The sequence below is a fragment of the Brevundimonas sp. GW821-FHT12E07 genome, from assembly GCF_058807035.1.
This window is the reverse complement of record NZ_JBXAQH010000003.1, coordinates 376,267-397,295: the sequence shown is the minus strand read 5'-3', so window position 1 is coordinate 397,295 and position 21,029 is coordinate 376,267. Positions and strand designations below refer to the sequence as shown.

Here is a 21,029-nt window from a genome sequence, read left to right as displayed (position 1 = left end):
AGCAAGGGTTGTGGACGTGGATTGGCTCTCGCCTGCTCGTCCGACCGCATCGCCCATGGCTCCCCTTCCTCCCTTCTACGATCACGTTTGCTCGATGGCAGCCGTGGCCTCGCAAAGCCCTGAAACGCCCTGAAACAAGGTGAAACGGCCGAGGCCTTCGAAGCCCTCCGGCTGGTCTGGCCGGTCGCATTGACAGCCAAGGACACGGCGGTTGTGGATAAGACCTTGTAACGGAGTTCCAGCAATGACCGGACTTTACCTTGGAGAGACCGAAGAGGTTCTGTTGAACCGCAAGGAGGCGTCGACCGAACTCTTGCGCATGGGCATCCGCCGCTCGCCGGCGACCCTGGCCAAGATCTTCTGCACGCGCTCGGACGGCCCGCCCTGCGTCCACCTTGGACGCACACCCTACTACCCCCGATCCCGACTGCACGAATGGGCGCGCAGCCAACTGACAGCGCTGCGATCTTCGTCCAGCCAGCCCCGCCAGGCCGGCGACTGGAACGCCCCCTCGGTCAGCGGCGACAACATTCATCCCTGACGCTGCACATCCGACTGCGGGTTTCAAAGGCCCAGCCCTGTGTCGCGCCCGAGGCCGGGAAGGGCCCTGACCAATCCCCGGCCGTCGATCGCCAGCGTCGTCTGCGCACCGACCGCCGGCAGAGCCGAGCCCGCGGACAGCCGCGCATAATGTTCAGCGCCCCGGCCATCCCTGACCATGACGAAGGGCGAGGCTCCAAGCTCATCGTGATGACCGGCCTTCATCACCTCGCCGGTCACCTCGCCCTCCCTGAAGACTGAGGCGTCCCTGCCCGTTTCCAGCCGGCGCTGGTTGAGCGTGCGGATCACGTCCCGGGACACCTCCAGCCGCCGCAGTCCGCCTTCCAGGTCCTCGGCCAGGCGAAACCGCCGCCCTTGCCGCTCGGCCAGACCCAAGCCTTCCAGATGCGCCAGCCGCCCCCGCATCAAGGCCGCCCAGGCGCTCTGGCCGCCCACCGCATCCTCGACCGTGCTCTGCCCGTCCATTGACGCCAGGAGTCGCCGATCGAAGCGGGTGAAGCCGTCCCTCTGGGTCTCGCGCCAGATACGGCGCTCGGCATCCGCTCGGGACAGATCCCCCAGACGCTCCTGCGCCGCCTCCTGCGCCCGCGCCCGGAAACCATAGGCGACATAGTCGCGCGGGATGACCAGATCGCGCCCATTGGCCCGCCGCCCCGGCAGGAGGACATGGGCGTGGGGCTGGTCGGTGTCATAGTGACAGACCGCCATCCAGGGCAGAGCGGGCTCGCCGAGATCGGCCGCGACCCGTCCCATCACATCCCGCACATAGTCGCGCAGGTCGAGGATGCGGTCGCCGTGCTCGGGCGAAATGATGAAGCGGAAATGGTGACGATGCTCCGCCCAGTCCTGGACCCGCTCGGTCGCCTCGACCGTATCCGACTGCCGGTCGAAGACGGTGGCCGCCTCCCCCTTCTGGCCGGCGCCGTCCCGGCCGAGGTAGCGAAGATGGGCGGCCAAGGCCTTGCCGCGCGCCGCCCCCTTCCCCGAATGCCGCGAGACCAGAGCCTTCACGATCACCCGCTGACGAACGTCCAGCCGGAAGGCCCGACCCGATCGTGACGCCGCGGTTCGCAGGGCGCCGGCCCGGGCGCCGTAGCTGAAGCGCATCGAGGCCGAGAGCCGCTTCAGCACAGAAGTGCGGACCGATCCATCGCGCTTCAGTCGAGTGGCAAGCTGCACCCGGAGCTCGTCCTCTGCAGGCGAGGATGGATTTGCGATAAGAGCGTCGATAGTGCTGCGAAGGGTCATGAGGGACGGTTCCGGCACCCGACGAGCGCTCGCTGACCAGCCAAACTCAACACAAGTCGTCGGAAGAGATCAGGAGCGCCCACAAGGCGTTGAAGACAATGGGAAAAGGCAGGACGAACGCCCCTCCCTTTTATCTTGCCCTGCCTCTCTCTTCACTGCGCCTCTCGATACCCAGGTTTGCTTCGGATTACCCATGACACCCCATGTCGAAGGCTCGCTTGAGACCCACGACGTCCTGAACACAAACATTTGGCAGCCATCAGGGGAGCAGGATTAGGGAACCTGCATAGCTGACGCGTCTCTCCTATGTCGCCCGCGAGGCGACGTGCTGCTTTGGAGAGTTCATGTCGGCTTCACCGCTTTGCCCAGCCACGCACATTTCGCCCGCGGAGGAACCGCAGAGGAGAGGTCGCGGCCGTCCGAGGAAAGCCGTGGTGGAGCATCCCGCTCCGCTGTGGAACGCCGAGACGCATAACGGTGCGTTTGCCAACGCCTTGCGTGCGGAGATGGCGCGACACGGCGACAGCGCTTGGATGCTGCATCGTTGGGTCGCGTCGAAAGGCTTTAAGGTCGATCGCACGACGATCACCGCGTGGGCCAGAGGGGCGAAAGTTCCGCGGACGCCTATCACCCTTCAGGTGGTCGACATGATTGAGCACCGCTACCAGCTTCCGAAGGGGTGCCTGCGCCTGCGCTTGTCGCAGAGAGGAGCGCTATCGGGCCACCGTATGGAGGGCGTCGGCCCTGCAGAACGTCGTCGGCTGGCCTGGCACCTTCCAGACGACTTCGGAACCCGGAGCCTCAGCGAGCAGGATCAAATCGTAGCGTGGGTTCAGTCATCGATCCTGTCCGGTGGGACCGCCTTCCATCAGTATCACGCGAAAGTCTCCAAGCATCGGTTCTCGATTCGCTTCGAAGGCGCTGTCGGTGGCGTGCCGCTTCGATCCGGGAATAAGCTCTCCGCTCGGTCGGAATTCGCACCGACACCACGTCTCGCCCGAGAGATGGCGGACCTGCTGCGGTTCAAAACGCAAACGCTGACGGACATCGGCTTCCAGCGGTCGGGAGTGTGGAATGCGGAAACGGCGTCACAGAAGATTGAGCATCTCGGACTCATGTTCGGCGCGTTAGCGATGCCGGCTGACAGCGTAACTAAAGGATTTGGCCTCCCGCGAGAGAAGCTGACCTTTGCCCTGCTCGTGTCACCATCCGTATGGGATTGGTACGTCCAATGGCGAGAGGCACGCCGGGGTTTCTACACGGGTTGGGAAGCCGAAATGCTCCTGCTGGCAGCGGCCCTGGCGCGCAGCGGCACAGGGTGGTTGAGGCAGAGCCCAAGGCTCGCTTCCGAACTGGAGCCGGTTGATGGTCTGATTTCCGAAGATGAAGTCCGCAAGATTGTTGCGGACTGGGACGCAGCTTGTGAACGGTTGAACCGCCATGTGCTTGCGCGCGCCCGCGAAATTCAGCGGGTCGCTCGAGTGCACCGCGATCCCTTCGAGCCACTGCTTCCCATTCTCGAAGCGCCCCGCCCGGTCGCGGAATATCTCAAGATCACTGACGAAATTCTGAGACGTATGCCGAACGCCGAACGCTATCCGAAACTGGCGGCCGAGAGCGTTCGAAGCTTTCTGATGCTCCGACTTGGGCTCCATCTTGGCCTGCGGCAGAAGAACCTTCGCCAGCTGCTGTTCAGGTCCAAGGGAGAACCCGCGACAAGCGAGCGCGAACTTGAGCGTATCAAGGCGGGAGAGTTACGGTGGAGCGAGCGCGACAACGGTTGGGAAGTTTTCATCCCTTGCGCCGCATTCAAGAATGCGAACTCGGCCTACTTCTCCAGACGACCGTTCCGCCTCGTGCTTCCCGATCTAGGCGATCTCTATCGCTGGATCGAAGACTACATCGCAAATCGCCCGCTCCTTCTGGCCGGTGCGGCAGATCCTGGCGTCTTTTTCGTCAAGACGGTCAAGAGGACGAGCCGTAACGCAGCCTACAGCCAGCAAGGCTTCTATGAGGCATGGCGACTGACCGTTCAGCGTTACGGCATCTACAACCCTTGGACGGGCCGTGGCGCCATCCCAGGCCTCCTACCTCACGGTCCTCACAGTGTCAGAGATGTGCTGGCCACTCATATCCTCAAGCAGACCGGCAGCTACGAGCAAGCTAGCTATGCCATCCAAGACACGCCTGCCACGGTCGCTGCCCACTACGGAAGATTTCTTCCGCAGGACAAGGCGGCGCTCGCCGCTCAGATTCTCAATCAGGTCTGGGAGAAAAACTAGGGCAAGCGGCAAGCGCCGCCGACCTCCGCAGAAGCGATAGCCCCTATGTGCTTGCGGTAATCGAAGCCGCTATTCGCCGCATCTCATGCGGCGAATAGCGTCAGGTCGATACCCGATCAGCGTACGGTGCTAAAGGGTCTTATCCGGACCGTTATCCTCGAATCGGCACGCCGATTTTAGATGGGGAGACGTCCATTACGTCTTGAGGCTGGAATGGCGATCTCGCCGGCTCAAATTGACATCTGGCGGCAGGAACCGACTGAACACGAGGCGCTGGAATTCAAGGAAGCCAAGGCGAGCTATAGCGCTGATAAGCTGAACGCCTACTGCGTAGCGATCGCCAACGAGGGTGGGGGCCACCTAGTGCTCGGCGTCACCGACAAGCATCCTCGCGAAGTGGTCGGCACACAGGCGTTCCCGAACTTGGCCGACGCCCGGGACAAACTCTTTCTGGCGGTCGGTTTCCGGGTCGATGCCGAAGAGGTGCAACACCAGGGCGGTCGGGTGGTCGTCTTCACAGTCCCAAGCCGTCCCAAAGGCATGGCGTATCATCTGGATGGAAAGTATCTGATGCGCTCGGGTGAGAGCCTTCGCCCAATGTCCCCGGATCGTCTCAGGACGATTTTCGCAGAAGGACAGCCGGACTGGGTCGAGGAGCCTGCTCTCAGAAATCTGGATCCGCAGGCGGTCATCGATCTGCTCGATACCCAGACGTTCTTCGAGCTGTTGAAGCTTCCCTATCCGACGAACCGCGAGGCGGTTTTGGACAGACTGCTTCAGGAAAGGCTGATCGATAGAGATCTGAACGGCTATTCGATCCGCCGGCTGGGGGGCCTTTTGCTCGCAAAGCGCCTCAACCAGTTTCCCGACCTGGCCCGAAAGGCTCCGCGGGTCGTCGTCTACTCTGGCCCATCAAAGCTTGAGACGCGCATCGATCAGATTGGAGAGCGCGGATATGCCGTCGGCTTCCAAGGTTTGGTTGATTTCGTCATGGGGCAGCTTCCCCAGAACGAGGTGATCGAGCACGCGCTTCGCCAGAAGGTGAAGCTGCTGCCTGATTACGCTGTCCGCGAACTTATCGCCAACGCCCTGGTCCACCAAGACCTCTCGATTACCGGCATGTCGCCCATGATCGAAATCTATTCCAACCGCGTCGAAATCTCGAACCCTGGCGAGCCGATCGTGCCGGTAGAGCGCTTCATCGATGGCTATCAATCGCGAAACGAGCGCTTGGCGGATCTCATGCGGCGGATGTCGATTTGTGAGGAGCGCAGTAGCGGCATTGATCGGGTCATCACGCTAGCCGAAGCCTACCAACTCCCTGCCCCTGATTTCCGCTCTGCCCAGAACCGCACAGTGGCGACGATCTACGGGCCCAAGCCATTCGAGGAGATGGATCGCGAGGAGCGAGTGCGTGCGTGTTACCAGCACTGCGCTCTGAAACATGTCCTGTCGGAGCGAATGACCAACCAGACACTTCGAGAGCGGTTCGGCCTCAACGAAACCAAGCAAGCGACCACGTCGCAGGTCATTGCTGCGACGATAGAAGCTGGCTGGGTGAAGCTCGACGCAACGGCGGGAGAATCTCGTCGCTACGCCCGCTATCTGCCATTCTGGGCCTGACGGTCATTTAAGACCTATGCAAACCCCTGCGCCCAATTGCCAAAAACTTGAGGGTTTTCAGCGAAATCCCATTTAATCGCTAAATGTTGTCAGAGGAGGTCTCACAACATCCCAAGCTGGACATGCCATTTAAAAGCCAACTGAAAACTCAGCCTTGGCAGAGGCTGAAACCCTGCCCGCACCGCAATCCTGCATTTAATCGCAAACTCTTATGCCAGGATCAGACGACGTATCAGCCACCAACGTCGGCATCAGCTCCATAGCCACAAGCTCGCTGATCCTGTCAGCTGCCGCCTTGAGAGGATCGTCAGCCAAGTGAGCATATCGGCTGGTCGTGCTGATGTGGCTGTGGCCTAGCAACTTTCCAATCAACGGCAGCCCCTCGCCCCCGGCCAGACCGGCGCTCGCGAAGCTGTGTCGCAGATCGTGGATGCGAAGATCCTCCATCTCCGCTCGCTTGCGAATGTTAACCCATGCCCAATCCAGATTGGCGACAGGGCGCTTAGGGTGGCGGCGATCGGGGAAGACATAAACGCTCCCGTTTGCGCGAAAGCCTGTCATTAACCGGATAGCAGGCGCACCCAGCCGGATCGTCTTCGCGCCCGTCTTAGAATCCTGGAGCCTGAGGAGGCCGCGCTCCAAATCGACCTCCGACCATTTCAGATGCGCGATTTCATTCTTGCGGGCCCCTGTGAGCAGCAAGAGGCGGATAATGTTGATGTGGCGCGGATCGCCGCCATCGTTCTCCAATTCGAGCAGGACATCGCCGAGGCGCGCCATCTCCGCCGGCGACAGGAAGCGGTCACGACGATTGTCCTTGTAACGTTTCAATCCACGGACAGGATTTTCGATCATGAGCTTCCGCTCAATCGCAAAGCTGAAGATGCCGCCCAAAAGGCCGACGGTGCGCGCCGCCGCGTGTTTGCCCCCACGAGTGTGAGGTGTGGCCTCCGCCCGGATATTGCCGTTCCCGACATCGATCATGAGCCGCTGGATGTCGGCCCGTGAGACGTCGCTCAGCTTCATCCGTCCGACGCGAGGCTTGATGTGCCGGTCGATGCGAATGCGATCGATCTTGAGAGTCGATGCCTTTTTCATCGCCGTGCCCTCAGCCATGTAGAGTTCACACAGCTCTCCCATAGTCATCTCGCCCCGCCGCTCCATCTTGTCGGCTTGGGGATCTCCGCCCTGTGCGGCCTCGGCGATGGCCATCCGAGCCCGTTCTCTCGCCTCTTCGGCGGTGATGACCCCATGGGGAGCCAGCGCCATGAGCCGGTCAGCGCCGCCGTGGGTCCGAAACCTGGCGAGGTAGGTCCGCCGACCTTGCGGAGAGACCCTCACGCCGAAGCCCTTGAGATCGCAATCCCACACGACATAACGGCTGTCGCGAGGCTCCAGAGCCTCGACGACTCTCTTCGTGAGCCGCTTGGTCACCGTATGGCCACCAGACATCTTTCCTCCGTCCCGCCACAGCGGGGTTAGAGCTCATTTCGTGGTCACCAAATGGCCACCAGAACGAAGCAAGTCGGAGGATAAGGCGGTCATCCCGGGCAATCGCCCTTCGCACCCTTAACGCCATGAAAACAGGCACTTGGGCAACAAACGGAAACAACGGTAAACCCTAGGGTTCGAGCTCGATGTCCCAGTAGAGATAGTCGAGCCAGCTCTGGTGCAGATAGTGGGGCGGGAAGCGGCGGCCGGCGTCCTGGAGCTGCCAGGCGTTGGGACGCACCGGCTCGCGGCGGATGGGCATCTGGGCCTGACGCGGGGTGCGGCCGCCCTTGCGCAGATTGCAGGGCGAACAGGCGGCGACGATGTTCTCCCAGGTCGTGCGACCGCCCTGTGAGCGGGGAATGACGTGGTCGAACGTCAGCTCGGTCGTCTCCGAGCAGTACTGGCAGGTGAAGCCGTCGCGCAGGAAGACGTTGAAGCGGGTGAAGGCGGGGCTGCGGTCCTGATCGACATAGCTCTTCAGCGCGATCACGCTGGGCAGCTGCATCTCCATCGAGGGGCTGCGCACCACCTTGTCATAGAGTGAGACCACGTCCACGCGGTCCTGATAGACGGCTTTCACCGCCTCTTCCCAGGGCCACAGCGACAGCGGGTAGTAGGACAGGGGACGGAAATCGGCGTTCAGCACCAAGGCCGGAAAACCGGACGGCGGACGGGTCAGGACCTGCATCAGGCCCTCCCGCTGTGCTGAGGGGGGTGTGAGGCGACAGGACTGAAGACGTGATCTCCTTCCTTATCTGTGATCACACCCTAGGCCCGATTCGACGACGCCGCCATGACGTTCCGACGGCGGAATGATCACGATTTCCGTACGGTCGATCCCGATCGAGAGGGGCGGCTCAGCCTGTCTTGCGCGGACGGTCCGGGAAGCCCGGCAGGCTCCAGCCCCATTGCAGGGCGCCGGCGCGCAGGCCGAAGCCGCACAGGGCCGCGACGATGGCGGCGGGCCAGGGAGACAGGTGCGCCATCCCCAGCGCCTCGGCCCTGAGCACCACATAGACGGTCGCGGCCAGCAGGGCGGCGGAGACGGTGATCTCGCGCCGCAGCAGGATCGAGGGCTGGCCCGCCAGAAGGTCGCGCACCACACCGCCGAAACAGGCCGTCAGGGCGCCCATGACAATGCAGATCAGGGGCGCGGCGCCGACCGCCTCGGCCTTGGCGGCGCCCAGAACCCCATAGGCGCCCAGGCCGATCGCATCCAGCCAGAGCAGGGCCCGGAACCGCCAGTCGCGCCGCCCGATCAGCCAGATGGCCATCGAAGCCGCGATACAGACGCCCACATAGCGCCAGTCCTGCACCCAGAAGACCGGCAGGCCGAGCAGCAGATCGCGCATGGTCCCACCGCCGACCCCGGTGATGGCGGCGAAGAAGGCGAAGGTGACCAGGTCGTGCTTCTCGCGCGCGGCCGCGAGCGCGCCGGTGGCGGCGAACACGGCCACGCCCGCGAAATCCAGCACCGACAGAAGCCGTTGCGGATCGGCGAGGACCTTCGCCGTTTCGGCGTCGACCAGCGGCGTCATGTCCCCTCCCCGTCTTGCGCATCCAACGCAATCTCGCCACGCTTCACCGCGCCATACCAGCCCCACAACAGATGGGCGGCCACGCTTCGGTGCGGGGCCCAGCGTTCAGCCCGGATATAGGCCTGTTTCTCGGTCGGGCGAAGCGCCGCCCCGTCGGCCCAGCGCATGGCCTCCTGCAGGGCGATATCGCCGGCGGGAAAGACGTCGGTGCGGCCCTCGCAGAACATCAGGAAGGTCTCGGCGGTCCAGCGGCCGACGCCCTTGATCGCCACCAGAGCCGCCGTCGCCTCTGTGTCAGACAGCCGCCCCAAATGGTCGAAGTCGATGCGCCCTTCCGTCTGGGCGCGCGCGATCTCATGGGCGTAGCGCGCCTTCTGACCCGACAGGCCGAAGGTTCTCAGGGTCTCGATGTCGCGCGCCAGCACCGCCTCGGGCGTGACCACCCCGTCCAGCCCCTCGACGGTTCGCTTCCAGATGGCGGCGGCCGAGGCCAGCGAGACCTGCTGCTCGACGATCATCCGGAACAGGCCCTCGAAGCCGCCCGTCCGTGTCCGCCACTCGAACGTCGGCACGCCGGCATGGGCGCGCGTCAGGGCCGGGTCGGCCTCGATCAGGGCGATACGGGCGGCGAGGATCTGGTCGGGCGTGGCGGCGGCAGGCATTCGCCCTTTTACGACTGTGCGCCGCGGCGGCAATGTCAGCGCGGCGCCCGGTGACGACCACGTCCGGAAGCCGCTATCCTGAGCGGATGCCCGACCGGACCTTCGTCACCCGCTTCGCCCCCTCTCCGACGGGTTATCTGCACAAGGGCCACGCCTTCTCGGTCCTGACCGCCTGGTCGGCCGCGCAAGCAGCAGGCGGCCGTTTTCTGCTGCGCATCGAGGACACCGACTTCACCCGTTGCCGTCCGGAGTATGAGGCCGGCATCTACGAGGATCTGGCCTGGCTGGGGATCGACTGGGAAAAGCCGGTGCGCCGCCAGTCGGAACACCGGACCGAATACGATACCGCCCTTGAGCGGCTGCGGGGCATGGGCGTGCTCTATCGCTGCTTCCGGACCCGCAAGGAGCTGATGGCCCTGGCCGGGGGCGCGCCCCATGCCGACGATCCGAACGACCCCCACGCCTTCAGCTACGGCCCGCAAGCCGCCGACGAGGAGGCTGAGCGGCTGGCGCGAGGCGAGGCCTTCGCCTGGCGGCTGTCGCTGGACGCGGCGCGCGAGCGGCTGGGCGATCTCAACGCCCTGACCTGGGTCGAGGAACGGGTCAGGCCGGGCGTCCATCACGCCCAACCCGAACGGCTGGGCGACATGGTGGTGGGACGGAAGGACATCGGCGCGGGCTACATCATCGCCGCCGTTCTGGACGACGCCCTGCAGGGGGTGACCCATGTCATTCGCGGCGAGGACCTGATCGAGGTCACCTCGGTGCAGCGGGTGCTGCAGGCCCTGCTCGACCTGCCGACGCCGTTCTATCGACACCACCCACTGCTGCTTGGCCCCGACGGCAAGCGATACGCCAAGCGGGACAAGTCGGTGACCCTGGCCGAGCTCCGCGCCTCCGGTGTGACAGCCGAGGCCTTGAAGGCCGAACTCGGCCTCTAGTCGCCGACGGTCAGATCCAGCTCGCGCGAGGCCCACATCCGGCCGCCGCCCAGATCGAGCAGGACGCGGCGCCCGACGAAGGCCTCCATCCCGATCAGAGCGTCGGGGAAGCCCGGCAGGGCGACGTCGCCGAAGATCGCCGTCTCGGCCTTCTCATAGGTCTGGTCGGCGAAGGTTAACTCACGGACCTCCACGAGGGTCGAGGCCATGGCCCCGCCGAGCACCAGGCTGGAGCCCCGCCGCTGCTCGCGCCCGTTCAGCAGTCCCGCCGAGGCCGCCGCCGAACGGCTGAGCGCCAGAAGCGAGGAGGAGCCGGTGTCGATCACCGCCTGAACCTTCGTCCCCTCCACCGTCACCGCCGTGCGCAGCGCCTTGCCCGCGCGATGGACCTCCACGGGCCGGACCTCGGTCGGGGGCGCGGCCTCGCGCGGCAAGAAACGGAGTCGGCGATGCGCGGGATCGAGGTCCAGGATGATTTCGCCCAGCACGTCCTGACCCAGGATCAGGGGCGTCCCCAGACCATCGTCCGAAGCCAGCAGGCCGAGATCGAGGATGGCGGTGCGGAGCTTGTCGATGCGCGCGCCGCCGACGGCGAGATCCAGCGTCAGCCCCTTGCCGATCTGGGCCTGACCGCCGACGCCATAGGCGAGGATCGGCATGTCGAATGTCTTCACCGCACCGAGCGACTTCACCCACTCCCGGTCGATGACCGAATACTGGGCGCCGCTGTCGATCAGGGCGCGGACGCGGCGGCCGTTCAGCCGGACCTCCACCGTCGGGACATTGGCCCGCGCCTCGGCGAAGGGCAGCCATTCGGGTTGGGCCGGCAGGACGATGTTGGGCCTGCGCCACAGGACATTGTCGCGGAACCACCAGGCGGCGCCGACCGTGGCCCCCACGGCGCCCAGCCGGATCAGAAGATCCCTTCGGTTCATTCAGCCGACCTCATGACCCAGACATGGCGGGTTCGTTGGGTCCGCGCCAGCCCGCAAAACGCACCGGGCCCATATGGGAGCAAATATGGGTGTCGCTTTCAGGCGAAATGCGGGTGACGGCGGCGCTTGGGCTGGGTACGACCAATCCATCATGACCGACGCCGCCGCCCGCTATATCTCGACCCGTGGGGACACGACCCCGACCGATTTCGCCGACGCCCTGCTGCGCGGCATGGCCCCCGACGGCGGCCTCTACATGCCCTCGGCCTGGCCGAAGCTTCCCGCCGGGGCCACGGCGCCGGGGCAGTCGTATGTGCAGATCGCGAAGGCGGCGATGGCGCCCTATATCGGCGACGCCCTGCCCGAGGGCGCGCTCGACCGGGCCCTTCGGACGCTGGTCGCGGGCTTCGACGATCCGGCCGTGACGCCTCTGGTTCAGCTCACGGACGATCTGTGGATGCTGGAGCTGTGGCACGGGCCGACGGCGGCGTTCAAGGACCTGGCCATGCAGCTGGCCGCCGCCCTGTCGGCGGAAGCCCTTGCCGCCTCGGGCGAGCGGCTGACCCTGGTCACGGCGACCAGCGGCGACACCGGCGCCGCCGCCGTCAACGCCTTCGCCAACAAGGCGGGGATCGACCTGATCGTCCTGCATCCGCTGGACCGCGTCTCCGCCGTTCAGCGCCGGCAGATGACGACCGTCGAGGCCGACAACGTCCTGAACCTGGCCATCCGCGGCGACTTCGACGACTGCCAGCGGCTGGTGAAGGGGCTGCTGTCCGAGGAATCCCTGCGCGAGCGCGGGCGCTTCTCGTCGGTCAATTCGATCAACTGGGCCCGGCTGGCGGGGCAAATCCCCTATTACATCTCGGCTTCGATGCAGCTGGCCGCGGCGGGCGAGACCCGCAGCCCGACCTTCGTCGTCCCGACCGGCAATTTCGGCGACGCCTTCGCCGGCATCGCGGCGCGGAAGATGGGCCTGCCCGTCGCCGGCTTCGTCGCTGCGGTGAACCAGAATGACGCCCTGGCCCGCGCCATCAACGACGGCCTCTACGCTCGCCGCGCGGCGGTGGAGACGGCCTCCGTCTCCATGGACGTCCAGGCGCCGTCGAACTTCGAGCGGCTGGTGTTCGAGGCTTCGGGTCGCGACCCGGCCGCCACCCGCGCCGTCTTCGAAGCCTTCGCGCGCGACGGCCAGACCACCCTGCCCGCCGACCTCCTGAGCGCCCTCCGCGCCGAGGTCTCGGCCGTCTCGGTCGACGAGGAGACCACGTGCGCCGAGATCGCCCATGCGTATGAGACGTACGGCAAGGTCGTCTGCCCCCACACCGCCGTGGCCCTGTCGGCCGCGCGGAGTCAGCTGAACGGGCCAAATTCCAAAGGCGTGGGCCCGGTCGTCGCCCTGTCGACCGCCCACGCGGCCAAGTTCGGCAAGGACGTCGCCCCCGTGGTCGGCTTCGATCCCGATCCGCCGCGCGTCATCCGCGAGCTCGGCGACCGCCCCGAACGCCTGACCGTCATCGAGGCGACACCGGAAGCTGCGCTGGCCGCCGTGAGAGGTTTCCGCAGCTAAGCTTCTGCACGAACAGGATTCTTTCGACAAACCACACAATGTCGGATACCGATGGCGAATCGCGCGTGGGGCGTATGGGCGGTAGGCGGCAGTGTCAGAGAGTTCAGTAAAGCCGGACAAGGCGCTCAGCGTCGCCTGGGCCATCTCGTCCGAGAAGCAGCCCGACGCCTACGAAAGCTACCGCGCCACCATTTCCGAGCTCTACGACGTTTCCGGGGTCGCCGATAACGGACGCGTCGGTTTCCGCAGTCAGACCACGGCCTGGCGGTTCGGCGCGGCGACCTTTGCGCGCGGACGCTCGGTCCCCCAGACCCTGACGCGGACCGCCAGCGAGATCCGCCGCTCGGGCCTCGATCATATCAGCATCATCGTCAATCTGACGGACACGCGGGGCGACTGCGACGGGCGCGAAACCATCGCCCCGGCCGGATCGGTCCAGTTCCGCGACCTGTCCCGCCCCTCGGCCTCCAAGGCCGACACCATCGACACGATCAATCTGGTCACGCCCCGGACCTCGGTGCCGTCCTGGCTCCTGGGCCGCAAGATCCACGGCCTGGTCCTGCCGCCAAACAGTCCCGGTGGGCGGCTGGTCGCCTCGCACCTGAAGACCCTCGTCGATGTCGCCGGCGACCTGACCGAGGAAGAAGGCGGGGCGGCCATCGAAGCCACCTTCGTCATCGCCGAACGCTTCCTCGGCCAATCCGGGCCGGTGTCGCCGGTGCATCTCGAGAGCATCCACCGCACCATCCGCCAGCGGGCCATGCAGGTGTTCGACGCCCGCGCCGCCGACCCGACTCTGAACGTCAACGAGGTCGCCCTGGCCATCGGCGTGTCGCGCAGCGCCCTGTATCGCGCCTTCGGTGACATGGGCGGGGTCCAGACCTATGTGCTGCACCGTCGGCTGGACCGGGCCTACGCCGACCTGCGCGTCAACGGCGGCGGGCGTCTGGCCAATGTCGAGGATATCGCCCGGCGTTACGGCTTCGGCTCGCGCCCGCGCTTCGACCGCGCCTTCCGCGACCGCTTCGGCTTCCCGCCCACCGAGGTGGCGCCCGTCGGCTTCGTCGGACGCGGCGCGCCGCTGGCGGCCAATGAGGAAGGTTATCTGGACGGCGCGGCCCATGACGTCGTGGTCGACTGGCTGCGTCGCGGCGAGGCCGCCTAAACCGCTTCGGACACCCGCCAGTAGGCCATGCGGCGGAAGAAGGCGGCGGGGTCCTTGGGCGTGACCAGCTTGGTCGGGTCGTGGAAGATCCTGTCGTGCAGTCGCGTCAGGGTGAAGCGCAGCGCCGCCGCCTCTCCCAGCAGCGGCAGGACCTTCTCCTCCGCCCAGGTCAGCAGACGCACCGATTCATAGCCGCGCCGGAAGGCCTCGACCGCGCCGGAAATCTCACGCCCTTCACCGTCGAAGCCCCAGGCCGTCAGGGCGATGGCCAGGTCATAGGCGAAGGGGCCGTCGCAGCCGAAATAGACGTCGATGACGCCCGAGACCTGACCGTTCTCGAAGAGGACATTGTCGGGGAAATAGTCGGCGTGGATCGCGCCGGACGGCAGGTCGTCCGTGAACGGATCGCCGGTCCGCTCCAGCGCCTGACGGCAGTCGGCGACCAGCTGGCGGTCCTCGGCCGTCGTCGCGCCCGAAGCGGACCGCTCCAGCAGAGCCTTCCAGACCGGCGGCCCCACAGGATTGGCGCGGCGGCCGGAGAAGCGACGGGCCGACAGGTGGAAGCGGGCCAGGGCGGCGCCGGCGCGGGCGACCTCCTCCGCGGACGGATCGCGCAGCCAGGCGCCGGACAGCCATTCGACCACCGCCGCCGGCCGGCCGTTCAGTTCGCCGATCCACGCACCCGACTGATCTCGCAGCGGCCGCGCGGCCGGATAGCCCGCCGCGCCCAGATGGTCGGTGAGGCCGAGGCAGAACGGCAGGGAGGCGGCGTCGGTCCGACCCTCGAACAGGGTCAGGACGAAGCGGCCCGTGGTGGTCTCCAGCCGGTAGTTGGTGTTCTCCACCCCCTCGGCGATGGCGTGCAGCGACACGAACCCACCGGCAGCCGGATAGCCGCCGACGAAGGCCCGCGCCTGATCGTCCGAAACCGGAGTGAAGACCGCCATGACCTAATGATACCCGAGCGCGGCGTGACGCGCGCGCACGATATCGGCGACGTCGGCCAGCACGCTTTCCGTCGTCGGCCAGCGCCCGGCGCCGCGGCCCTTGCACGACCACACCCGGCCGTCCTCGCCATAGACCTTGAGCGCATTGCGTTCGCCGCGCAGGGCCAGGAACAGCGGATCCTCAAGCTCGCGGTTGAGCAGGACCGTGGCGTCGAGCCCGGCGGCAGACTTCACACACGCCCCGATCTGGCGCACCGGCGAGCCGTTAGGCTTGAAGGCGTCGGAGAGGATATCGCAGGTGATCGTCCCCTCGCCCGGCGTCTCGCCGAAGGCCTCGAAGGACAGCAGACGGACCTTGGCGGCGGCGTCGCGGCCTTCCAGATCCGAGGACGGATCTTCTTCGGCGAAGCCCGCCACCCGCGCGTCGGCCAAGGCGTCGGCGAAGTCGGCGCCGGCGCTGAGCCGGTCCAGCATGAAGTTGACCGTGCCGTTGAGCACCGCCTCGAAGCGGGCGACCGGACCGGCCTCGCGCGCCGCGCGGAGCGTCTCGATCATCGGGGCGCCGCCGCCGACGGCGGCTGAATAGACCAACAGGGCCTTGTGCTGATCGGCCAGGGCCTGGAGCCCGGCGGGGTCGCGGCTGATGGCCTGTTTGTTGGCGCTGGCGACGTCGATCCCGGCCTGAAGCGCCTCACGGATCAGGTCGTGGCCCGCCTCGCCTTCCGACAGGGCTTCGACCAGCAGATCGGGCTTCTGGGCCAGGAAGGCGGCGCGGTCGGCGGTGAACAGATCGGACGGGGCGGCGACGTCACGGGGCTTCTTCGGATCGCGCACCAGAACGCCCGTGACCTGGTAGCGGGGATCGCCGAGGAGACGGGCGAGAAGGCCGCCGCCGACCACGCCGCAGCCGGCGATGGCGACCCGGATCGGGGCGTCGGGCACCGAGGGTCCGGGCGGCGCCGAATGGTCGCCGACCACCGTGCCGCTGGCGCGCGCCAGCCCCGCGACCTCGATCTCGACCCCGCGCTCCTGGCCCAGATCGATAGCGTCATGCTGGACCAGGGCGCCGCCGTGACGACGCGCCTCGTCCCATGACGCGCGGCGATAGCGCAGGGGCTTGCCCGAGGCCGAGGCCGGGTCGCGGTCGTAGAGGCCGTCCACATCCTTGACCAGCCGCACCCGCTTCAGACCCAGTTCGGCCGCCAGGAAGACCGCCGTCAGGTCCGATCCACCGCGTCCCAGCAGCGCCACCTTGTTGTCCGGACGGACCGCGCCGAAGCCCGGGACCACCACCACCTGATGCTCCGAAAGGGCCCGCAGCAGGGCGCCGCTCTTGAGCTCCCGCGGATGGGCGTGCTCGGCCGGTCCGTCGGCGACGATGCCCAGCTCGCGCACGGACAGCGCCACCGCATCCAGGCCGATCCGGTCGCAGGCAATGGCGGTCAGGGCCGCCGCCTGTTCCTCGCCGAGCGCCACATAGCCGGGCAGCAGATCGTTCTCGTGATCAAGGCCCAGAAGGCGGGCGTCGGCCAGCAGCCGGTCGGTCTGGCCGCCGAAGGCCGAGACCACCGCCACCACCTTCCGCCCCGCGCGGACATGGCCATAGACCTCCGACGCCACCGCGGGCGCATCGGCCTGGGAGCGCAGGATCGAGGAGCCGAACTTGAGCACCACGACGTTCAGCGCGGCCCCCTGTTCGGCGGCGGGTTTGAGCGGATCGGATTTCTGGACGACGGAGAGATGGGACATTTTCGGTCTCGGCAGCAGAGGGTGGTGCGAAAAATCGGGGGTGGAGATCGGGTAAGAAAAAACCCGCCCGGGGGGTCCGGGCGGGTCTGGGTTGGTGCTTGTCGGGTTCGACGTGCGCTAACCTTTTCCCGCCCTGAAGGGGCCGGTGATGGTCATACCGCCGGTGGTGGTGAGCGCAGGCGTGCCCGTCCGCGCCGTCACGACGGCGGCGGTGCTAATCGAAGGACATTATGTCTTTGACAAACCCGTATCCAGATTTGGGAATCGCTGATATGCAAGATGGATGCGCTTACCGCCCCCTGACCCCCTATCAACGATCTTGCTGTACGTCGCGGCCATCATCATGGCGCTGCGCGAGGCGCTCGGCCCCGGCACACCTTTATCAAAAGCGATGCCAGGCATGACCATGTCCGGCATCTGGCCATACGTTCCGTTAGCCCTTGTGTCGGCGGCGGCTGTCGTATGGATTGTTAGGGGTGTTTCTGGACGTAGCGCCCCTCCCGCGTCGCCGCATCAGTTCCCGCCGCAGACCCAGCATCCGCCGCAGGCTCCGCACCCGCCTGCACCTAAATGGTGGGAAAAGCTGGAGAGCGGACAGCTCTACTTCCTTGTCTACATCGCGCTTTTCTTCACCTACCTGACAATCAAGGCGATCTTTGCGCCCGGCCAGTAACGCGACGGCCACGGCTTGCGGGCCTCAGGATTGGACTTCGCTGGACGTATCGCCGGTTGGTGAATCGCTCGCGATGGCGCACAGTACCCGCCCTGGCTGAAAGCGAATGCCCTTTAGAGGCAAAGACCGGCCACCTATTTCCTGTTAAGGATCAATAGCTTGGCTAATGAAATTGCGCCTCGTCCGGCCGCCCCTGTTCAACTTAAACTCGACCTTGGCATTGAGGTAGAGAAGGAGGTGGCTGGAGTTGAGATGGGGGTTCTGGAAAATGGAATTCCCTATCTGACTCAGCGGGGCATCGCGGCTATGGCCGGTGCGGCGCGTTCGACCATTCAAGAACTAACCCAAGAGTGGCAACAAGCTCAAACGACAGGCATATTTCCGCGCGGAAGGATGCAGTACTTTCAAGAATATCTATCATCTAAGGGGTTCGACGAACCGCAGCTGTTCATCGAAATTACGAAGGACGGTACGCCGCACTATGCCTATCCCGACGTAGTCGGCACGGCAATCATTGAATACTTCGCGTTTGAGGCCCAGCGAACGAACGAGATTGCGATCAAAAACTTTCGCAGCCTCGCCCGGTTCGGCCTGCAGCAATTCATCTATGAAGCGCTCGGCTACAAGCCAGAGGACAAGTGGCGCCTGTTTAATGCCCGGGTGTCCTTGCTCAAGGATAGCGTCCCGGCGGGCTATTTCAGCGTCTTTAAAGAGACGAGCGGACTGGTAGTTGACCTCATCAACGCCGGGCTAACCGTGAATGAACACACGATGCCTGACGGAAGTGTCGGGGGTGTTTGGGGTAGGCATTGGACTGCGAACGACTTTGACCGGCGCTTCGGCGCTCGAATCCAGTACCCACATTACTTTCCGAGCGAGTACCCGCAAAGCGGCAGCAATCCGCAAATGGCGTGGGCTTACCCGAATGAGTCATGGGCCGAGTTTCAGCACTGGTTCCGGTCGTTCTATCTGCCGACCAAATACCCCGTTTACATACTCAAGAAGGCGAACCTCCTGCCCGGCGGTAAGGTCGAGGCAGCTAGGTTGGCATCCATGTACGAGCCGAAATCGCTGCCGGGGGCCTAGGTCGAAGCCTTGGGAGCTTTCGGCGGGACTGGAGCCATCGCGACTTTACGCGCCGCTTCCTCAAACCGCGCCTCGTCTTCGTCCGCCTCTAGCTCTCGGGCCATGTCGCGGAATTTGTCAGCCTGGGGCTTATCGTGGTCTGTCTGGGTCATGGCTCATAGCTTCATAGCATATATTGATGAGTGCGGCGACGACGGGCTGGCTAACTACCGGGTGGCCGGCAAGTCTGGCGGCGCGTCGCGGTGGCTGACCTTATCGGCTACGGTTTGCCGTATGTCGCGCGAGCGCGAGGCCATCACTTGGCGTGACGGAATCCGAGCGCGGCTCGATCAAAAGAGCCTCAAGAAGCCGCTTCATTTTGTCGGCCTGCGCCACGAACAACGGGTAATGGCTGTTCAGGAGCTAAGGCTGAAGCCGTTACGATCGATTTGTATCGTGGCCAACAAGCCCATCATTCCGGCTGGGATCTACACCGGGAAAAACCAGCTCTACTTCTACCTCTGCCGATACCTGATTGAGCGAGTGTCTTGGCTGTGCCGGGAAATGAGACCCAAGGTTCCCGAGGGAGACGGACGCGTCAAAATCATTTTCTCGCGCCGAGGCGGTATGTCGTACCCCGACTTTCAGGCCTATCTGGACCGCCTGAAAGCGATGGATGACCCCGCCATTCAAATCAAATGGCCGGTCATCGACATCGAAGGAGTGGAAGCTCACGACCACTCGCGAAATGCGGGATTGCAGATTTCCGATATTGTCGCCTCGGCCGTCACAGCGGGCGTTGAACTCAACAACTATGGGAACTGCGAACTTCGCTATGCCGAACTTCTCAAGCCCAACATCTATTCGAGAAAGGGCAACTTTCTCAGCTACGGCATGAAGTTCTACCCATGGGCAGACCAGATCGAACTCACCGAGGAGCAAGCGGCCATGGTAGCGCTGTTCAAGTGATTTGAGGCGGCCCCCCGGCCCATGATTGCGATTTCTCGCCTGCACCCTAGGGATGCTTTGGGGAGTTCCGGCGCGTGACCGCCTCAGGTGTAAACATAAGCGATTCGTTCCGAATCGACAATGGGCCACAGGCGCCATTTGGTAGAAGAGTCAATCCGGTTAACTAAATCTTGTACCCGCGCCTTCGGTGCCGTCCATTAGGCGTGGGCTTCGGCCCCGCCGTTAGTCCGCCGATAGGTCAGGCGCTTGCCGACGACCCCTCTCAGGGCGCGTTCGGCGCGCTCTACGTCTTCGCAGCCCAGAGCCGAGCGATTCGAGTACCGGAAGTCGAACTCGGCCAGATAGCGATGCAGATGCTTCTTGCCGCAGTGCTGGTAGGTGCCCTTCATGCCGCGCTTGAAGACGGAGAAGTAGTTCTCGACGGTGTTGGTCGTGATGACCGGATCGCCGTAGCGGACGTATTCGTCGCGGGCGTGGTTGACGGTGTCGTGGCTGGCGAAGTGACGGCCAATCGACTGGAAGCGGTGGGCTTCGTCGGTCATGAGGGCGGCCTCGCGCTGGACGTTCGCCAGAACGATGGGGCCGATGGTCGAGGCCTTGATGTCGTCGATGACCATGGAGCGGGCGCGCCCGGTCTCGCGGTCGATCAGGGTCAGCACCTTCATCTTGTGATTGAAGCCGGACTTCACCTTCATGCCGGGCTCGCGACCGATGAAGGTCTCGTCCACCTCAACCGGGGTGCCGCCGCCGCCGAAGGGAGCCAGATCGCCCGAGCGCATGGCCTCGCGGATGCGGTGCGAGAGGAACCACGCGGTCTTGTAGGTGCATTCCAGGGTGCGTTCGAGCTGCTTGGAACTGATGCCCTTCTTGCTGCTGCACATCAGGTAGATGGCTTGCAGCCACTTGTGCAGGGGAAGGTGGCTTTCCTCAAAGATCGTGCCGATGCGGACGGTGAACTGACGCTTGCAGTCGCCGCACTTCTTCAGGCCCATGCGGACCTTCTTTTCTGGGTTCGGCTTGATCGCATAGACCTTGAGCGAGCCACAGGTCGGGCAATGCGGTGAGCCCGCCCAGATGATGCCTTCGACGAACGCGAAGGCGGCGGCTTCATCGTGGAAATAGGGCTTCGACAGAACGGACACGGGGCTTCTCCTTGTCCATCCACACTACATCATGACGTGGGTTTGTCAAAGACATAATGTCCTAATCGAAATGGCGATGAGGCCAGAACGGGACACGGGGTGAACCTTGCAAAAATCGTTGTCTAAGGGTGTCGGGCCGGAACGCAGCCGTCAACCCCGTCTTGGAAGTTTTTTGCGCATAGTCGGGTTACGACGAGTATAACGCGGCACAGCGGGGAAGCTGTTGCGCGGGTATCCGGTGGATTTTTCCGCTTGACCTGAACCCCCGTTTTGCCTCACGGTTAGATCACTCATCAAGACCGACCGAGGGATAGGCCCTTTGACGTCGGGGCAACCATCGGATTCCGTCCGAACGGTGCCAACTCCTGCGAGACCTTTCGGGGTCGCGAGAGATGAGTGGAGCGCCGGTATACGGCGGCGCATCCACGCATCTGTCACCGCATCGGGTCCTTGCTGAGCGGGACT

General features: G+C 64.7%; 18 protein-coding genes and 1 riboswitch. Of the genes, 9 read left to right on the top strand and 9 right to left on the bottom strand.

Annotation, left to right across the window (positions count from 1 at the left end; genetic code table 11):
* Positions 1-244: 244 nt before the first annotated feature.
* Positions 245-541: a hypothetical protein gene (locus AC1ROD_RS13685; RefSeq protein WP_492948818.1), complete on the top strand. Its 297-nt coding sequence runs from the start codon at positions 245-247 to the stop codon at positions 539-541.
* 23 nt (positions 542-564) lie between these two features.
* Here the strand turns inward: AC1ROD_RS13685 and AC1ROD_RS13680 are convergent, their stop codons facing one another.
* Complete coding sequence (locus AC1ROD_RS13680) at positions 565-1,740, bottom strand: DUF3363 domain-containing protein (protein WP_492948817.1); 1,176 nt, start codon at positions 1,738-1,740, stop codon at positions 565-567.
* 503 nt (positions 1,741-2,243) lie between these two features.
* Between AC1ROD_RS13680 and AC1ROD_RS13675 the strand changes: the two genes are divergently transcribed.
* Positions 2,244-4,091 carry a hypothetical protein gene (locus AC1ROD_RS13675; protein WP_492948816.1) on the top strand — a complete coding sequence of 616 codons (1,848 nt, stop codon included), beginning with the start codon at positions 2,244-2,246 and terminating at the stop codon, positions 4,089-4,091.
* Between the two features lie 213 nt (positions 4,092-4,304).
* Complete coding sequence (locus AC1ROD_RS13670; RefSeq protein WP_492948815.1) at positions 4,305-5,714, top strand: ATP-binding protein; 1,410 nt, start codon at positions 4,305-4,307, stop codon at positions 5,712-5,714.
* Positions 5,715-5,909: 195 nt separating this feature from the next.
* On the opposite strand, the gene AC1ROD_RS13665 is transcribed toward AC1ROD_RS13670, so the two are convergent.
* The 4 genes from AC1ROD_RS13665 to AC1ROD_RS13650 all read right to left on the bottom strand — a co-directional run bounded on the left by AC1ROD_RS13665 (position 5,910) and on the right by AC1ROD_RS13650 (position 9,408).
* Positions 5,910-7,166 carry a tyrosine-type recombinase/integrase gene (locus AC1ROD_RS13665; RefSeq protein WP_492948814.1) on the bottom strand — a complete coding sequence of 419 codons (1,257 nt, stop codon included), beginning with the start codon at positions 7,164-7,166 and terminating at the stop codon, positions 5,910-5,912.
* 169 nt (positions 7,167-7,335) lie between these two features.
* Positions 7,336-7,896 carry an HNH endonuclease gene (locus tag AC1ROD_RS13660; RefSeq protein ID WP_492948813.1) on the bottom strand — a complete coding sequence of 187 codons (561 nt, stop codon included), beginning with the start codon at positions 7,894-7,896 and terminating at the stop codon, positions 7,336-7,338.
* Between the two features lie 169 nt (positions 7,897-8,065).
* Positions 8,066-8,746: a trimeric intracellular cation channel family protein gene (locus tag AC1ROD_RS13655; protein ID WP_492948812.1), complete on the bottom strand. Its 681-nt coding sequence runs from the start codon at positions 8,744-8,746 to the stop codon at positions 8,066-8,068.
* Positions 8,743-9,408, bottom strand: coding sequence for a DNA-3-methyladenine glycosylase family protein (locus tag AC1ROD_RS13650; protein WP_492948811.1), 666 nt, complete (start codon positions 9,406-9,408; stop codon positions 8,743-8,745). The genes AC1ROD_RS13655 and AC1ROD_RS13650 overlap by 4 nt, the downstream gene beginning before the upstream one ends.
* 86 nt (positions 9,409-9,494) lie before the next feature.
* On the opposite strand from AC1ROD_RS13650, the gene gluQRS reads away from it, so the two are divergent.
* Positions 9,495-10,349 (top strand): tRNA glutamyl-Q(34) synthetase GluQRS, encoded by an 855-nt coding sequence (gene gluQRS, locus AC1ROD_RS13645; RefSeq protein WP_492948810.1) that lies wholly within the window; start codon positions 9,495-9,497, stop codon positions 10,347-10,349.
* Here the strand turns inward: gluQRS and AC1ROD_RS13640 are convergent.
* Positions 10,346-11,284 (bottom strand): retropepsin-like aspartic protease, encoded by a 939-nt coding sequence (locus tag AC1ROD_RS13640; RefSeq protein WP_492948809.1) that lies wholly within the window; start codon positions 11,282-11,284, stop codon positions 10,346-10,348. The two genes, gluQRS and AC1ROD_RS13640, sit on opposite strands and share 4 nt — an antisense overlap.
* 151 nt (positions 11,285-11,435) lie before the next feature.
* Between AC1ROD_RS13640 and thrC the strand changes: the two genes are divergently transcribed.
* A complete protein-coding gene (gene thrC, locus AC1ROD_RS13635; RefSeq protein WP_492948808.1) occupies positions 11,436-12,854 on the top strand; it encodes a threonine synthase in 1,419 nt (472 codons plus the stop codon).
* Between the two features lie 91 nt (positions 12,855-12,945).
* Positions 12,946-14,019, top strand: coding sequence for a helix-turn-helix domain-containing protein (locus tag AC1ROD_RS13630; protein WP_492948807.1), 1,074 nt, complete (start codon positions 12,946-12,948; stop codon positions 14,017-14,019).
* Here AC1ROD_RS13630 and thrB read toward each other — a convergent pair.
* On the bottom strand, positions 14,016-14,966 hold the full coding sequence (gene thrB, locus AC1ROD_RS13625) for a homoserine kinase (RefSeq protein ID WP_492948806.1): 951 nt from the start codon (positions 14,964-14,966) through the stop codon (positions 14,016-14,018). The two genes, AC1ROD_RS13630 and thrB, sit on opposite strands and share 4 nt — an antisense overlap.
* 3 nt (positions 14,967-14,969) lie before the next feature.
* Positions 14,970-16,715 carry an amino acid kinase family protein gene (locus tag AC1ROD_RS13620; RefSeq protein ID WP_492948805.1) on the bottom strand — a complete coding sequence of 582 codons (1,746 nt, stop codon included), beginning with the start codon at positions 16,713-16,715 and terminating at the stop codon, positions 14,970-14,972.
* 319 nt (positions 16,716-17,034) lie between these two features.
* On the opposite strand from AC1ROD_RS13620, the gene AC1ROD_RS13615 reads away from it, so the two are divergent.
* The 3 genes from AC1ROD_RS13615 to AC1ROD_RS13605 all read left to right on the top strand — a co-directional run bounded on the left by AC1ROD_RS13615 (position 17,035) and on the right by AC1ROD_RS13605 (position 19,422).
* On the top strand, positions 17,035-17,388 hold the full coding sequence (locus tag AC1ROD_RS13615) for a hypothetical protein (RefSeq protein WP_492948804.1): 354 nt from the start codon (positions 17,035-17,037) through the stop codon (positions 17,386-17,388).
* Positions 17,389-17,547: 159 nt separating this feature from the next.
* A complete protein-coding gene (locus tag AC1ROD_RS13610) occupies positions 17,548-18,474 on the top strand; it encodes a BstA C-terminal domain-containing protein (RefSeq protein ID WP_492948803.1) in 927 nt (308 codons plus the stop codon).
* A 150-nt stretch (positions 18,475-18,624) separates the two neighbouring features.
* The gene (locus AC1ROD_RS13605) at positions 18,625-19,422 is read left to right on the top strand and encodes a DUF3800 domain-containing protein (protein WP_492948802.1); all 798 of its coding nucleotides are present in this window, start codon (positions 18,625-18,627) and stop codon (positions 19,420-19,422) included.
* 197 nt (positions 19,423-19,619) lie between these two features.
* Here the strand turns inward: AC1ROD_RS13605 and AC1ROD_RS13600 are convergent, their stop codons facing one another.
* The gene (locus tag AC1ROD_RS13600) at positions 19,620-20,564 is read right to left on the bottom strand and encodes an IS1595 family transposase (RefSeq protein WP_492948801.1); all 945 of its coding nucleotides are present in this window, start codon (positions 20,562-20,564) and stop codon (positions 19,620-19,622) included.
* 287 nt (positions 20,565-20,851) lie between these two features.
* Positions 20,852-20,963, top strand: a riboswitch (SAM riboswitch).
* The last annotated feature ends 66 nt before the right edge of the window (positions 20,964-21,029 follow it).